A 15,559-nucleotide genomic window follows, 5' to 3' on the forward strand; every position below is an offset into this window, starting at 1 on the left:
CGGCCCTGTTGCGTCATGGTGGTGATGCGTGCGGGGCCATCTGCCGGCCTCGCTCCCACCCGGGCCCTGCTATAGAAGGGCCCCCTCATGATTCGCCTCGTCCGAGAACTGTACCAATACCGGGGCCTGCTGCTCAGCCTCGTCCAGCGGGAGCTCAAGGCGCGTTATCGCGGCTCGTTTCTGGGCTTCCTCTGGACGTTCCTGAATCCCACGCTGCACATGCTGGTGTACGCGCTGCTGTTCACCGTGGTGATGCGGGCGAGCACCCCGAACTACTCGTACTTCATGTTCGTGGGGCTCCTGCCGTGGATCTGGTTCTCCTCGTCGCTGGGCGCGGGGGCGAGCGCCATCAGTGACCGGCGCGACCTGATGACGAAGGTGCGCTTCCCGGCGCAGGTGCTGCCCACGACGGTGGTGCTGACGAACCTCAGCAACTACCTGCTGTCGCTGCCGCTGATGGTGGGGCTGGGCTTGTTCCACGGCCAGGTCCCCACCTGGCACGTCATCGCCTTCCCGGTGGTGGTCCTCATCCAGCTCATCTTCACGCTGGCGATGACGTACATCCTGGCCGCCATCAACGTCACGTTCCGGGATTTGCAGCACATCGTCGGCAACATCCTGACGATGTGGTTCTTCACCACGCCGGTGCTCTACCAGGCCTCCACCATCCTCGACGAGAGGGTCCGCACGGCGGTGCTGGTGGTGAACCCGATGTCCAGCCTGATGCTCTCCTACCAGGCCATCTTCTACGAGCACCGGTTGCCGGACCCCTTGCCCCTGGCGGCACTGGCCCTCTTCTCGCTGGCGCTGCTCTGGGGCGCCTCGATCCTCTTCGAATCCCGCCGCGAGGAGTTCGCGGAGTCCATCTGAGCCGTCGCCATGCAGGAACCCCTCGACGCCATTGTCTTGCGCGATGTCGTGAAGAGCTTCCGGAAGAGGACCATCCGGGGCGAGTACACGACCTTCAAGTCCGAGCTGCTGCGCTGGTTGCGCGGCCAGCGCCAGCCCCGGGAGGGTGGTCTCATCACCGCCCTGCGCGGCATCAACCTGAGCATCCCTCGCGGCAAGACGGTCGCCATCATCGGCCGTAACGGCTCCGGCAAGAGCACCCTGCTCAAGCTCATCACCGGCATCTACACGCCGACCTCCGGGGTCATGGAGATCAACGGCCGCATCTCCGCGCTGCTGGACCTGGGCGCGGGGTTCCACCCGGACTTCTCCGGCCGGGAGAACATCCTCATCAACGGCATCATCCTCGGCATGTCGCGCGCGGAAGTGCGCGAGCGGATGGATGACATCATCGCCTTCAGCGAGCTGGGTGAGTTCATCGACGAGCCGGTGCGGACGTACTCCAGCGGCATGTACATGCGGCTGGCGTTCGCGGTGGCCACGCACGTGGACCCGGACATCCTCATCGTCGACGAGATTCTCGCCGTGGGCGACGAGCACTTCAGCAAGAAGAGCATGGCGAAGATGACGGAGTTCAAGAAGCGCGGGAAGACCATCGTCCTGGTCACCCACGACTTGAGCACCGTGGAGCGCTGGTGTGACGAGGCCGCGTGGATTGACGGCGGCTACATCCGCCGCGTGGGTCGTCCCTCGGAGGTCGTCGCCGAGTACAAGCAGGCCATCGCCCTGGCCGAGGCCCAGTCGGTGGTCTTCACGCCCCCGGCGCTGACCGAGGGCGGCGGCGCGCTGCCCCAGGTGAACGTGCCCGGCGCCGATGCGCCCGTGCGCCTCTCCGGCCTGCGATTGTTGAGCCCCTCGGGGGAGGTGGCCCCGCAGCTGTCGCCCGAGGCCGCCGTGGAGGTCTGCGTGGACTTCACGACGCAGGGTTCGTACGAGGACCTGGTGTTCGAGGTGGCGCTCCAGACACTGGAGGGCCGCCCGCTCTATGAGACGAGCACCCGGGTGGAGTCGGTGTCGTTGCCCAAGGAGCTGCCAGCCTCGGGGCGGGTGCGCTTCGTGCTGGAGCGCCTGGGGCTCCTGGCGGGAACCTACGTGTGCGAGGTGACGGCGCGCACGGCCGGGGGCGTGTCCCGGGAGACCTGCACCTTCGTGGTGAACTCCTCCGTGGCGGAGCGCGGGGTGTTCCGCCCCGTGCATCACTGGGTGGTGGAGTCCGTCCCGGTGCCAGTGGTACCCGCGCTCGCGGGCGTGGGTCATCCCTGAGTGGGGCGGGTGGGCTCGCGTCGCGAGGGGGCGTATCCGTAAGGCCGGCACGCGAACGAGAGAGAAGGTACGGCGGTGAAGACAGTGCTGGAGAAGCTCGCCGGTGACACGGGGGCGCCCGATGCGGCGCCCGGTGCGGGGGACCTGGCTCGGATGGTCGCGGTGGTGCGCGCGCTGCTGGACGCGCGCCGCCCCTGCCTGCCCGAGGCCTGTGAGGAAGTGACGGCGCTGGAGGGCGCGCTGCGGCTGCTCACCGAGCACCTCCATCGCGCGCGTCCAGAGGGCGCGCATGCGCTGTCGCCGCTCCAGGAGGCCGCGCGGTGGGCGGTGCCCCACGAGTTCGCGGTGCCGGAGTCGCACCGCGCCGCCCGCCTGGGCAAGGTGGTGACGGCCACCAAGCGCGCCTTCATCGAGGGACTGCAGCCCTTCCACGTCGAGTCGCTCCGCCCTCAAGCGGACTTCAACAAGGCCGTGGTGCGGGTGCTGGAGTACCTGACGGTGCACCGCGCCCTGGGGCTCGGCGAGGACCTGTCGGCGTGGGCGCGCGCGCAGCTCGAGCCCAAGGCGGACCCGACGCGCTGGAAGGTGCAGCGCTCACACCGGGCCGGCGCGCTAGGCTCTCTGGTGCAGGCCGCCAAGCGCTCCTATCTCTCCGCTGCGGGCTCCCTGTTGGAGGGGTTGCTGCGAGGCCAGGCGGAATGGAACGCGGCCATGGTGGAGGCCGTCGTCGCCGCATCCGGGCCCAGGGCTCCGGACGAGGCCATGGGCGCGAAGTGGGTGGCGGACCTGTGCGAGCGCAATGACCCGCTGCGGCCGGAGGCGATGTCCCGGACGCTGCGCGCCGGAGCGCCCCTGTGGACCGAGCTGTTTCGCCGCCAGACGCGCTTCAACGAGCAGGCGGTGCTGGCGCTGGCGGGGGTGCTGGGGACGCGCACGCCTCCTCCCCGGCCACCGGAACTCGGAGACTACGAGGGCTGGTGTGCTCGCCGGGAGCCGGCGGATATCGGCGCGGCGCGCGAGGCCCTCTCGTCACTGACGGCGCGGCCTCGGGTGTCGCTCATCACGCCCGTATCCGACACGCCCGAGTCCGTCTTCCGCGAGTGCGCGGACTCCGTGCGGGCGCAGGTGTATCCCGACTGGGAATGGGTGCTGGTGGATGACGCCAGCACGGCCCCTCATGTCGCGGCGATGTTGCGCGAGGCGGCGGCCCAGGACGCGCGCATCCAGGTTGTCTCGCTGGAGCGCGACGGGAGCTCGGCCCGGGCGACGAACGCGGGACTGGCCGTGGCGACGGGCGAGTGGGTGGGCTTCCTGGACCCCGACGCCACGTTGGCGCCGCACGCGTTGGCGGAGGTGGTGTTGGCCACCTCGGTGGAGCCCTCGCTCGGCGTCGTCTACAGCGACGAGGACCGACTGGACACGGAAGGGCGGCGCACCGCTCCCTTCTTCAAGCCGGACTGGTCTCCCGACCTGCTGCGCTCGGTGAACTACGTCCGCCACTTCCTCGTCGCGCGCAAGCGCCTGCTGGAGGCGGTGGGGGGCGTGCGCGAGGGGTTCGACGACTCGTGGGACTTCGACCTGATGCTGCGGTTGAGCGAGGCCACGAGCGGTATCGGCCACGTGGCGAAGGTGCTCTACCACGGTCGCTCCAGGCCGCTGTCCTCCTCCGGCGAAGCGGTGGGGCTGGCCCAGGCGACGGACGCGGGGGAGCGGGCGCTGCGGGAGCACCTGGAGCGCCGCTCGGAGTCGGCCGAGGTGACGAGCCCCGCGCCCGCCCAGTACCGCGTGCGCTACCCGGTGAGGGGCACGCCCAAGGTCTCCATCATCGTCCCATTCAAGGACCGGCCGGACCTGCTGGAGCTGCTGGTGCCGGGGCTGCTCTCGCGCACCACGTATCCCCACTTCGAGGTGCTGCTGGTCTCCAACAACAGCACGAAGCCGGAGACCTTCGCGTTGCTGGAGCGGCTCACGGACCCCCGGCTGGTGAAGCTGACGTGGGACTTCCCCTTCAACTATCCCGCCATCAACAACTGGGCGGCGAAACAGGCCACCGGCGAGCTGCTCCTCTTCCTCAACAACGACATGGAGGTGGTGGACCCCGGCTGGCTGGAGGAGCTGGTGTCGCAGGCCCAGCGGCCGGAGGTGGGCGCGGTGGGGTGCAAGCTGCTCTTCCCCGAGGGGACGGTGCAACACGCGGGGGCGGTGGTGGGCATCACCGGCATGGCGGGGCATCCCTTCTGGCGCCTGCCGGACGGCCCCATCTCCACGCCCTTTGGCCACACCGACTGGACGCGCAACTGGCTGTCCGTCACCAGCGCCTGCGTCATCTTCCGGCGAGACGTCTTCAAGGGACTGGGGGGCTTCGACGAGCGCTTCCAGGTGTGTGGCAGCGACGTGGACATCGGCCTGCGGCTGAACCAGCGCGGGCTCCGGGTGGTGTACACGCCGCACGCGCGGCTCATCCACCACGAGTCCGCCAGTCGTCGCGCGGATGCCGTCCCGGAGTCCGACTACTGGCGCTCCTATGTCTCCTATCGCCCCTGGCTGGGCGAGAAGGGCGACCCCTTCTACAACCCCAACCTCTCGCTGCTCGGCACCGACTGCACGCTGCGCCAGCACGCGGAGACGGGTGAAACGCTGGCCCTGCGCACGCTGACCCATGACGTGCCCAGCGCCCAGGACGCGGCGATGGAGGCGCGGGCCCTCGCGCAGCGCCACCTCGTGGAGCACCTGGGCGAGCTGGACTTCACGCCGGAGCAGGCGGAGGAGTCGCGCGCGACGGCCCCGGCGGCGCTGGCCGCACTGCGCTCACGCGGCAAGGTGCGCACGGCGTCCTGGTTCATCCCCGCCTTCGGCCACGTCTACGCGGGCATCCACACGTTGTTCCGCTTCGCGGAACTGATGCACCGCCGCCACGGTGTGCGCAGCGACTTCATCGTGTACGACAAGCCCGGGGCCAGCCCCGGTGACTTCGAGGCGCGCGCGGCCACCGTGTTCCCGGAGGCGGCGGGCGCCTTCCGCGTCCTCTCCGGCGCGGCGGACCTGGACCAGCTCCCCGCGTGCGATATGGCCATCGCGACCTACTGGACGTCCGTTTACCAGGTGCTGCGTCACCCACGCGCGGGTGTGCGCACGTACTTCGTCCAGGACTACGAGCCCATGTTCTTCGCGGCGGGCACCCAGTCCGCGCTGGCGGAGCAGACGTACCAGCTGGGCTTCCAGGGCATCTTCAACACCCCGGGCCTGCGCGACACGGTGCGGGCGCTACACGGCATGGACGGCTTCGCCTTCGAGCCCGCGGTGGATGGCGCGCTCTTCCATGACCGGCGCCCCGCGCGTCGGGGGCCCGTGCGTGTCTTCTTCTACGGACGTCCGGGCAACGAGCGAAACGGCTTCGAGCTGGGGCTCGCGGCGCTGACACGACTCAAGCGCGAGCTGGGCCCGGCGGTTGAGATTGTTACAGCTGGAGCTGAGTGGCACCCGGAGTCGTATGGCGTTCGTGGCCTGGTGACAAATCTGGGCGTGCTCCCCGCGGAGCGTACGGCGGCGCTCTACCGAGAGTGTGACGTGGGGCTGTGCTTCATGTTCACCCGGCACCCGTCCTACCTGCCGCTGGAGATGATGGCGTGCGGGATGACGGTGGTGACGAACGACAACCGCGCCAACCACTGGCTGCTGGAGGACGGGAGCAACTGCCTGCTGGCCGCTCCGACGCCGGGCTCGGTGCTGGCGCGCCTGCGGACGGCGGTGCTGGACGCGGACCTGCGCGTCCGGCTCGGGAGTCGCGCCGCCGAGCGCGTGCGGCGCACGACGTGGGAGCAGCAGGTGGACCAGATGATGGAGCACCTGCTGGGGCTGGAAGTCGCCCCAGCCCGCTCGGCCGCCGAGTGAAAGAGGTCACTCTGGGCCCGCCTGGCTGGTGAGAGGCCGGGCGGATAGCCGAGAATGAAGAAAACTCCAATGCGTCCGGGGTCCTCCCCGGTCGCTTTTACCCTTCACTTTCAGCGCGTCTCTTGCCTGACTGCCGCCAGGCATGGGAATGGTTGCGCTGCTGCGGGAACTCCGCTGGCAACCCTCCTTCGGTTCATGCAGGCGGCGTAACTCCACATCGGCACATGTACAAAGACATCAAGAGCGAGGGCCCGAATGGGGACGTGGCCCAGATGCGCGACAGTCTCCATTTCTGGAAGACGACCAACGGCCACTCCTATCGGGAACTGGTGAGGGTCCGCGAAGGGCAGGGGCACCTCGCGTACGGCCAGCAGGAACGTGTGCTGACCGCGCTCATCCGCTCCGAACAGCGCCGGCTGGACCGCGCACTGTCCGTGTTGGAGTTTGGCTGTGGCTTCGGCCGGCACGCGACCTCCCTCTCCCAGCTCTCCCAGGTGCGCTACCACGGGTACGACATCTCGGAGTCCATGACGGAGCCGCTGCGTCTGGAGCCGCCCGCCTCGCTGCGCCCCGTCGAGGAGCGCATCTTCTGCGGGGACGACCCGCTCATCGCGGTGGGGGGACGGCGGTTCGACCTCGTCTTCTCCGTCTCCACGCTCGTGCACAACCCGAGCGAGCGCATCCCCGCGCTGCTGGAGACCATGGGGCAGATGGTGCTGCCCGGCGGCATGCTGGTGCTGGTGGAGAACCCGCTGATGCCCACCAGCGTGTGGGACCCCTCGTGTCATCCGGGCTCCTGGCACCACGCCTTCGCGGACCTGCTCCCGGAAGGGTGGGATTTGCACCACGGGCCGGGTCTCGTGGACCACCAGGACGTCTATGTCCTCAAGCGCCAGCCGGGCCATGGCCGGCGCTACTTCCAGCTCGTGGGCCCCGAGGCCCCGCGCGATGAGTCCCAGCCGCTGACGTTGGAAGCGCTGCACGCGCGCGCCATGCCCCGGTTGCTGGAGTGGGCGGGCAGGGCCAGCAAGTCCCTGTCGACGCCCGCCGCGAACAGCGAGGCGCGGGTGGCGGAGCTGACCGAGCGCCTGGCGGTGGAGTCCGAGCGCTTCGAGCGCCGCCAGCGGCTTCAGGCGCTGTCGGATGACCTGGCACGCCTGCGCGCCTCACGTGCGCCGTTTCCGGACGCACCGGCCCCGCACGTGCCGGCGACCTCGTCGGTCCCTGGCTTCATCCTCAACGCCGCGCTGGACACCCGCTGGTCCGCCGACCTGCCCCAGTTCGGGAAGTTGATGCATGTCTTTCATCAGGACTGGCACGGCATCCGCGCCGCCGCCGGATACCTGCCGGGACAGAAGCTGGCCATCGCATCCGACCGCGTGTTGGACGAGCGCGAGCTGCGTGCCGCCATCGAACTTGTCGAGCGCAGCGGGTGCAGCCAGATCATCCTCCATGGCTACTCCTCCAACGCCCGCGACCTCGTGGTGCTGCTGCGCCGGGCGCTGGGCTCGTCGGTGCGAATCCTCGCGCTGTGGCATGGCTCGTCGGCGCAGTTCCACTACTCGTTCGAACTCGACTGCTTCGCGCAGCTCATCGACCTGCGGCGCCGGGGCGTCATCAACGCGCTGGCGACCGTCAAGCCGGGGATGCACCTGCTGGCCCCGGAGGTCTTCCCGAAGACGGTGCTCAACCTTCCGCCCACGTTGCCGGAGGCCGAACGCAGCCCAGCGACTCGTCGCCTCACGCGCGCCGCGCTCATCCCGACGCCCAACGACTGGCGGAAGAACTTCTTCACCAACCTCTTCGCCTGCCAGTCGTCCTCTCGTATCGACGACATCTACGTCACGGCGAGCTACCGGCTGCCGGACGTCATGAAGAGCACGCGGCGCATCCATCACGTCGCGCGCCCCAGCCGCACCGAGCTGTTCGAGTTGGTCCGCCGCTGCGACATCGTCCTCAATGCCTCCCTGTCGGAGTGCCAGCCCATGACGGGACTGGAGGCGCTCGCGTTGCGCGTTCCGTGTGTGTATGGGGCGCTCAGCCTGGGCGCGCTGGATGCTCACCCCTACCAGCGGCTCGCGCAGATTTCCGGCGTGGACTCCGTGGAGGTCGTGGCCGCGGCCATCGAGCGGATGCTGGCCCTGCGCGAGCGCTCGCCCGAGGAACTCACGCAGATGATGGTGGACTACGAGCGGGCCCTCACGGTCGAAGCGGTCAAGGTCCTGGAGGAGTTCGTTCAGTCATGAGTCTGCGTCGCGTTTGCCTCGTCACGGACGAGATGTATCCGTTCACCGCGGGCGGCATCGGCCGTGTCCTTCACAACCTCGTCGAGGACTCGCTTCGTCGTGAACTGGACTTGGAGCTCCACCTGCTGTTCCCGGCGCGCACGACGGTGAATCCGCGCGAGGTGGAGCGCCACTTCCTGGGCAAGGTGAAGGCGCACGTCGCTCCGGCCCGCAGCGAGTGGGACACGAGCTTCGACGAGGGGGGTGTCTATCCTCCGCCCGGGGCGTTCACCGACACTGTTTGCCACGCCCAGTCGATGGAGCTGCTGCTCGAGCTGCGCAGGCTGGAGGAGGAAGGAACTCGCTTCGACGTCATCGAGTTCCCGGACTACCGAGGCTGGGCCTTCTGTGCCATCCAGGAGAAGCTGCTCGGCTGTGGCCTGGAGGGCGCGCAGGTGGTGGTGCGACTGCACTCGACGGGCGGGATGCTGGCGCCTTTCGAACGCCAGTTGCTGGGCTGGGAGCACATGGGTCAGTTCGAGCTGGAGCGCAAGGCGCTGCTCGACGCGGACCTTGTCATCGCCCACATCCCTGGCGTCGCCGAGCTCAACTGCTCGTACTACGGCTTCCCTGACTCGTGGCTGGACAAGGTCGTGCGGGAGTTTCCGCCCGTGGCTCCAAAGGCGGACCCGGTGCCGCCGCGAGGAGAGGGCGAGCCGGACCTGCTCTTCGTCACCAAGATTCAGAACATCAAGCGCACCGATGTGTTCGTCCGGGGCGCGGCCGGGTTCATGCGTCGCTTCCCGGAGTACCGGGGGAAGGCCGTCCTGGCCTGTCATACGGCCAACTCGGCGTATCTCGCCTATGTCCAGGCGCTGATTCCGGAGGACCTGCGCTCCCGCTTCCTGTTCACCGGGCCGAGCAAGGACCGCGACGCCCTGATGCGGCACGGCATCGTCGTCATTTCTTCGGACTACGAGTCGCTCAACCTCACCGCTTACGAGGCCTCCAGCGCGGGCGCCACGCTGGTGCTCAATGGTGCGTGTGTCGCATTCGCGCCAGGAAGCCCCTTCATCGATGGGGTGAATTGCTACACGTACGGCGGCTCGGTGGATGGGCTCGTGGAGGCCCTGGAGCGGGCGTGGCGTGCCCCGGCCCTGCTGCCGGTGGAGTGGACGGCGGTACCTCCGTACTGGGAGACCCCCAGGGCGGAGCCCGCCCTGTCCCGGCCGGACCCGGACGCCGACCTTCCTCGTGTCAGCGTGCTCATCACCAACCACAACCTGGGACGCTTCCTCCCGGAGACGTTGGCGAGCATCGCGGACAGCAACTACCCGGAGATTGAAGTCATCATCGTGGATGACGCCTCGACGGGCGCGTTCGACCACGAAGTGCTTGGCCGCATCGAGGAGGCCACCCAATCTGGCTCCAGCGGCGTGAAGCTCATCCGCAATCCCGTCAACAGGGGCCTGCCTGCCTCGCGCAACATCGGCCTGCGCGCGGCGACGGGGGACTACATCCTCCCGCTGGATGCGGACGACTGCATCAGCCCCACCTTCATCCGCCTGGCGGTGGAGGCGCTGGAGCGCCACCGGGAGTTCGACGTGGTGGTGCCGTCCACGGGCTACTTCGACTCCGACGAGGGGCGGGCGCAGCGGCGCTTCATCGACTACGCCCTCTTCATTGGCGACTGTCCATCGCTGGGCATGGTGGCCAATCGGCTGTCCTGTGCCACGTCGCTCATGCGCCGCTCGCTATTCGAGACCCTTCGCTACAACGAGGAGATGACGAGCTACGAGGACTGGGACCTCTACCTGCGCCTGGCGCATGCGGGGCACCGCTTCCTCGTCACCAACGCGCTCCACTTCCACTACCGGCGGCGCAAGGGGTCGATGATCTCCGGCGTCAATCCGCGCCGGCATCAGGAGCTGCTCTTCCAGCTCCACCAGAACCTCTCTCGCCCGCTTCCCGCTGGAGTCCAGCTGGCGGCCTTCCTGCTCCTGGCCACGCCTCCCAACGGGGCCCGTACGGCGCCCACGGAGCCCACGTCCGTGGCGGCGGGTGGGGAGGTTCCGCTGCGCTATGGCGTGGTGGACACCCTCAACTCCACGCTGAAGCGCCTTCCGATGATGCACCGGCTCCTCAAGCTCGCGGCCAGTGGGCTGACGCCGGAAGGCGCGGAGGCACGCCCCACGCGCTACGCGCTGGTGGACCTGCTCAACCGGACGCTCAAGGCGATGCCGGTGGTCCACCCGACGATGAAGCAGGTGATGAAGACCACCAGCAAGCTGGGCATGGGGCGGCGCTGAGCCACCGCGCGTTGCTCGCGTGAAGGAAGACGTCCTGGTGCCTGCCTCGTGAGTCGGGCATCACGGCGGTGCCACGGGCTCAGCGGTCGGGTCGTGACTTGCCGCTGAGTCGGTCCGCGAGCTGGTGACGCAGGGGCCGCGAGTCGCCCTCCGCGCCCACCACCCATGAGACGGCACCGCGCAGCGTGTGGTGGACGAAGTCCATGCGCTTGAGCGTGCCATTGAGCCGGTCGACGACCCGGGTGAGCAAGGGCCGGGGAATGGCCGCCGCGGCCTGGGCGAGGAGCCGGGCCTCTTGCTTGCGAGCCTCGCCTCGGAGGATGCGAAGCGCGCGCTCGGGATGAAGCGCGAGTCCCGGATGCTTCTGGTTCAGGTGGGCCAGCAGCCCGTCTCGCTCGGAGACGAGCGAGGTCCGCGTCATCGAGTCCATCCGCACGCGGTAGGAGAACAGGCTCTCGGGGATGACGGAGCCTTCGAGCCCGCGCTCCGCGAGCGAGCAGAAGACGTCCCAGTCCTCGAACCCGGTGAACCACTCGTCGTAGCCGCCGACTTCCTCGACGCGTCGGCGCTCCATCAGCGCGGTACACGTGGAGGCCACGTTGGCCACCCAGAGCGCGTCGCGCTCCATGCCCCACGGCACCCAGCCGCCCGTCACGCGGGTGGCATCGTCGACGAAGTAGTTCACCAGGGACGTGGCGTAGCCCAGCCCTGGCGTGCCCTCCATCACCGCGACGGTCTTCTCCAGGAACGTCGGGGCGATGAGGTCGTCTGGGTCCAGCGGGAGGATGTAGTGCCCTCGGGCATGCTTCAGCCCGGTGTTGCGTGCCGCGCTCAGCCCGCCATTGCGCTGGCGGACGATGCGCAGGTCCGGAGCCTGGACCCGCTCGAGCAGTTCGATGCTCTCCGCTTCGGTGGAGCCGTCGTCCACGAGGACAATCTCGTAGTCGGTGAAGGTCTGCGCGCGAATGGAGCGCAGGGTCTCCGGCAGGTAGTGCCCCATGTTGAAGTAGGGCACCAGCACCGACACGAGCGGGGTGTCCGACCTCGGCGTGCGACGCTTGGGGAGCACGCGGTGGCGCACGTCCGCCACGGACTCCACGGCGGCTTCCACCTGCTTCACGATGCTCGCGGGGGCGCAGTAATTGGCGACACGGGCAGGGGCCTCGCGGCGCACCGTCTCGCGCAGGGCGGGGAGGGTCAGCGCCTTCTCCAGCGTGGCCGCCAGGTGAGCCACATCCCCCGTGCGGAAGAGCAGCCCACTGCGCTCGTCCTCGATGAGCTCCGCCATGCCTCCCGCGTCGCTGCCCACGACGAGCGCGCCGGCGGCCATGGCCTCCAGGCAGCGGTGGGGGAAGTTCTCCCACAGCGAGGGGAAGCAACACACGGAGGCGTCAGCGAGGGCGACGGCAAGCCCGGGAGTGGAGCGCGCGAGTTCGAACTGGATGCGCTCGTGCCACGCGGGAGCAATCCGGCGCTCCATCGAGGCGCGCATGGAACGCCCGGCCGGCCCCGTCGGAGTGTCCTCACCGATGAGGAGGAGCGTCGCGTTGACGCCTCGCTCGAAGAGCGCCTGCATCGCGTCGACGAGGAGATGGACGCCCTTCCGGTGCTCCAGCGGGCCGAAGTACAGAACCTGTGGTCGGCCTTGCTCCGCGTGGGCGGAACGCTTCGCGGCGTCGTGAGGGAAGGGATGGGGAACGACGACGCCTCGGGTCTCCAGCTTCAGCCGCGAACGCACCTTGTCGAGCAGGGCGTGCGTGGGAGACAGGACCAGGTCCGCCTCGCGGATGGAGGTGTCCTCCATGTACTCCCACCGGGCCAGGTCCAGGTCCAACGGGGAGATGCCGTTGAGTGCCCGAAGCTCGCGGGTGGGCGTGTGCAGGCGCACGGCGAGCACGGCGGAGGCGAAGTGTCCCAGCGTGCGCCGTGCCCTCAGCGCGAAGTAGCCCTCGAAGTCACGCTCGGGGAACTCGATGAAGTCGAAGGCGTGGCGTGCATGCAGCTCGCGCAGGGATGAATAGACATCCATGGCGTGGCGCATCGGAGCGAAGGGGAATGCGCCCGCGAAGGCCGAGTCCATCTCCGAGCGAACGGCGTGCACGTGGACGCCGGGCAACAGCGTGTCGGCGCGTTCGAGGCCCGCATGAGGCGCGGTGAGGACGTGCACCTCATGGCCCGCCTCGACAAACGCGCGGCTCATCAGCGACGCATACGTGCCGATATCGCCCCCGAGAAAGGGAGAGAGTTCTCTGGAGACCAGGCAGATGCGCACGAAGACCTCGAGGGGAAAGGCTAGCGCCGACCAGAGCGGCGACGAGAGGAACCACCCGACGGCCGAGGGGGGGACTCGGGAGACTCGTTGCTGGCGCCTTGTCGTCGCGGGGCCCGTGACGATGAGTCCGTGCTGTCCGTCTCCCGTGAGGCGCGAGGAGGGGATGCGGCCTCGCCATACGTCGTCGGCGAGGACGACCTGGTCTCTGCGCTCACCGTCTCCCGCGAGGCGTGCGGAGGGGATGCGGCCTCGCCGTCCGTCTTAGGTGGAGACGACTTTGTTGCTGCGCTCGCCGTCTCCCGTGAGGCGCGAGGAGGGGATGCGGCCTCGCCGTCCGTCCTAGGCGGAGACGATTTTGTCTCTGCGCTCGCCGTCTCCCGCGAGGCGTGAAGAGGGGATGCGGCCTTGCCGTCCGTCGTCGGTGCGGACGGCTGCTGCTCCGCGCGCTCCGTGGTCGACGGCTCGGGAGTCACCCCGCCAGCGGCCTCATGGGAGGCGCGGCTCCGTGCCACATCCTCGATGCGCGCGAGTCGCCGCTCCACGTCTTGCCGCCAGGTCGCATGCGTGCGCGCGTGCTCACGCTGGACATCATGGATGGTCGCGAGCGCATCGAGGATGGACTCGTTGAACTCCACCTGCTTGCGGAGCGCCTCGTTGATGAATGGCTGGAAGACGAGCCGGAAGGCTTTCTTCGCGAGCACGAGCGCCGGGCCCGACAGGCCACCCCGGTGTGACGTCACCGGACCGGCATAGCGGCTGTCCATCTTCCCGCGTGCCTCCTGGAGCAGCGCGGGCCAGGGCGTGGGAGTGGCGGGACGCGCGGATGCTTCCAGCGTCTGGCGCAGTGACGCGCGCGCTTCGGCGGAGGGCTCCGGCAGCTTCTCGGTCTCCTTCGCCACGGCTTCGGGCGAGGGGATACGGGTCAACAGGTCCTCAGCGCGCACGCGTATCACCTCGAACGGAGTTGAATCCTTCCAACAGCGTCATGACTGTCTCCTCGAGGCGCGATGGCTCCAGCATCACCAGCCGGTCACCCAGGTGGCGGCGCGCGAGCTCCACCACCGTCGACGGATGCTCGGCCGTATACGTTCCCAGGGCCCTCGCTCCCACATGAGTCATGAGCGCCTGGGCCGAGAGCGAATCCACTCCCAGCAAGATGACCGCCTCCGAGGACACACGCACCGCGGTCTCCAGCGACGACGAGCCGGGCAACGCTCCAGGCCCTCGTCCCACGGGCTGGTCCGGCGTGAAGAACCGCACGGACACGCCCTCCACCTGCTCGGAATCGACCTCCAGCGAGGCCTCGGCACCACGAGGTCGGAGCGCGAGGACTCTCGCCCCGGGCAGCCTCTTCGCCAGGTGACGCGCCACGCGCGACGCTGCGTCGTCGGGTCGCACGGTGTACCCAGGGCACACCAGCTCCACGGTCGCCGACGCGTGAACCGCCACGGAGGAGGGCGCCTCCGTCACGCTCGACGTCAGCATCGCATCGAAGGCCTCACGCACCTGCTCGGCCACGCGCGCTTGCGAGAGGACCTGGAGCCGTGCTCGCTGCGCTTCGAGCACCTGCGCTCGCAGCCCGGGGCTCCGGTCCAGCACCGCGAGCAGCTCCGCCACCTCCGCCGGGTCATCCGACAGCGTCGCGAGCCCCGCTCCCCCCAGGGTCTCCGGGACAGCCGCCGCGCCATAGGCGACGACGGGCACGTTCCGGTACATCGCCTCCAGCAAGGGCACTCCGAAGCCCTCGTGCCGGCTCATGGAGAGATACGCCGACGCGGTGGCGAAACACGCGGAGAGCTGCGCCGCGCTCACCCGGCCCAGGAAGAGGACACGCTCCGCGCCGAGCACTTCCTTGAGCCCGTGCAGGTACGCGCCATAGGCGCCATCCCGATGCAGATACCCAGCGACGACGAGCCGGCTGCGCGGCTGGTACAGCCGCTGGTACGCGGTGAAGACGCGCAGCACGTCATCCACCTTCTTGCTGGGCACCGCCCGCCCGACGAAGAGGACGTTGGCGAAACCGTCGCTCAGCTCCGCGAGCAGCGCGGGGTCCGGCTCCGCGTCGAACGCACTCCAGTCGATGGCGAACGGCAGCGTCGACACCGACGCGTAACCCGCCGCCACCAGCTCCTCGGCGCTGAAGCGCGAGTAGGCGAACGCCCGCTCGATATGGGGGCGCAGCTCGAGCAGCTCGTCCCGGGCCGCGTCACATGCGGCGGCCACCTTGCGCTCGAACCCCTCGAACAGCCGGGCAGGCGTCACGTTGTGGTACACGAGCACCTTGCGACCAGGCGCTCGGACGATGAGCGGCACGAGCCGCGACTGGAAGCTGTGATGCACCAGCAGCACGGAGTCCGGGCGGGCGTGCTTCGCGTACTCGCGGACGTGCCGGACCTGGTCCTTGCAGGCGTCATCCCAGTCCTCGGCGTAGATTTCCGAGGCGAAGCCCCAGCTGCGCAAGAGGCCCTGGAGGTAACGCACCTGGTTGCCCACCGCGTCTCCCCACGCGAGTCGTGGCAGGAGCTGGTGGACTTCCCGGGGACCCGACGTGGGGGAGCTGCGTCTGGATGCGTTCACGCCCGGCTCCCTTAGCGCCGCGAGGGGGAGCACACAAGCCCGAGGCCCCTGGCGCCTTGACCGTCGACGACCCCTCCGATACGCAGGCACCCTCTCTGAGCACTCGAGGCCCG

8 protein-coding genes are annotated in these 15,559 nt (G+C 69.1%); 5 read left to right on the forward strand and 3 right to left on the reverse strand.

Annotated elements, in window-relative coordinates; all coding sequences use genetic code 11:
- Positions 1 to 87 precede the first annotated feature (87 nt).
- The 5 genes from HUA78_RS37605 to HUA78_RS37625 all read left to right on the forward strand — a co-directional run bounded on the left by HUA78_RS37605 (position 88) and on the right by HUA78_RS37625 (position 10,597).
- Complete coding sequence (locus HUA78_RS37605; protein WP_141648699.1) at positions 88 to 870, forward strand: ABC transporter permease; 783 nt, start codon at positions 88 to 90, stop codon at positions 868 to 870.
- Between the two features lie 9 nt (positions 871 to 879).
- Positions 880 to 2,172, forward strand: a complete 1,293-nt coding sequence (locus HUA78_RS37610; RefSeq protein WP_174478367.1) for an ABC transporter ATP-binding protein — start codon at positions 880 to 882, stop codon at positions 2,170 to 2,172.
- Positions 2,173 to 2,247: 75 nt separating this feature from the next.
- Entirely contained in the window at positions 2,248 to 6,063 is a 3,816-nt protein-coding gene (locus HUA78_RS37615) for a glycosyltransferase (RefSeq protein WP_371745753.1), read from the forward strand.
- A gap of 224 nt (positions 6,064 to 6,287) precedes the next feature.
- Entirely contained in the window at positions 6,288 to 8,309 is a 2,022-nt protein-coding gene (locus tag HUA78_RS37620) for a methyltransferase domain-containing protein (protein WP_174478368.1), read from the forward strand.
- Positions 8,306 to 10,597, forward strand: coding sequence for a glycosyltransferase (locus tag HUA78_RS37625; RefSeq protein WP_174478369.1), 2,292 nt, complete (start codon positions 8,306 to 8,308; stop codon positions 10,595 to 10,597). The genes HUA78_RS37620 and HUA78_RS37625 overlap by 4 nt, the downstream gene beginning before the upstream one ends.
- 79 nt (positions 10,598 to 10,676) lie before the next feature.
- On the opposite strand, the gene HUA78_RS37630 is transcribed toward HUA78_RS37625, so the two are convergent.
- The 3 genes from HUA78_RS37630 to HUA78_RS37640 are packed head-to-tail and all read right to left on the reverse strand — an operon-like array spanning position 10,677 to position 15,446.
- Positions 10,677 to 12,869 carry a glycosyltransferase gene (locus HUA78_RS37630; RefSeq protein WP_174478370.1) on the reverse strand — a complete coding sequence of 731 codons (2,193 nt, stop codon included), beginning with the start codon at positions 12,867 to 12,869 and terminating at the stop codon, positions 10,677 to 10,679.
- A gap of 20 nt (positions 12,870 to 12,889) precedes the next feature.
- Positions 12,890 to 13,813 (reverse strand): hypothetical protein, encoded by a 924-nt coding sequence (locus tag HUA78_RS46890; protein ID WP_254624110.1) that lies wholly within the window; start codon positions 13,811 to 13,813, stop codon positions 12,890 to 12,892.
- A complete protein-coding gene (locus HUA78_RS37640; protein WP_371745754.1) occupies positions 13,803 to 15,446 on the reverse strand; it encodes a glycosyltransferase in 1,644 nt (547 codons plus the stop codon). The genes HUA78_RS46890 and HUA78_RS37640 overlap by 11 nt, the downstream gene beginning before the upstream one ends.
- Positions 15,447 to 15,559 lie beyond the last annotated feature (113 nt).

Source organism: Myxococcus sp. CA033, from assembly GCF_013336625.1.
Classification (GTDB): domain Bacteria; phylum Myxococcota; class Myxococcia; order Myxococcales; family Myxococcaceae; genus Myxococcus; species Myxococcus llanfairpwllgwyngyllgogerychwyrndrobwllllantysiliogogogochensis.

Excerpts from the sequence above, each read along its gene's own strand:
- HUA78_RS37625 (WP_174478369.1), top strand. The coding sequence starts at position 8,306 with ATGAGTCTGCGTCGCGTTTGCCTCGTCACGGACGAGATGTATCCGTTC.
- HUA78_RS37605 (WP_141648699.1), top strand. The coding sequence starts at position 88 with ATGATTCGCCTCGTCCGAGAACTGTACCAATACCGGGGCCTGCTGCTC.
- HUA78_RS37620 (WP_174478368.1), top strand. The coding sequence starts at position 6,288 with ATGTACAAAGACATCAAGAGCGAGGGCCCGAATGGGGACGTGGCCCAG.
- HUA78_RS37610 (WP_174478367.1), top strand. The coding sequence starts at position 880 with ATGCAGGAACCCCTCGACGCCATTGTCTTGCGCGATGTCGTGAAGAGC.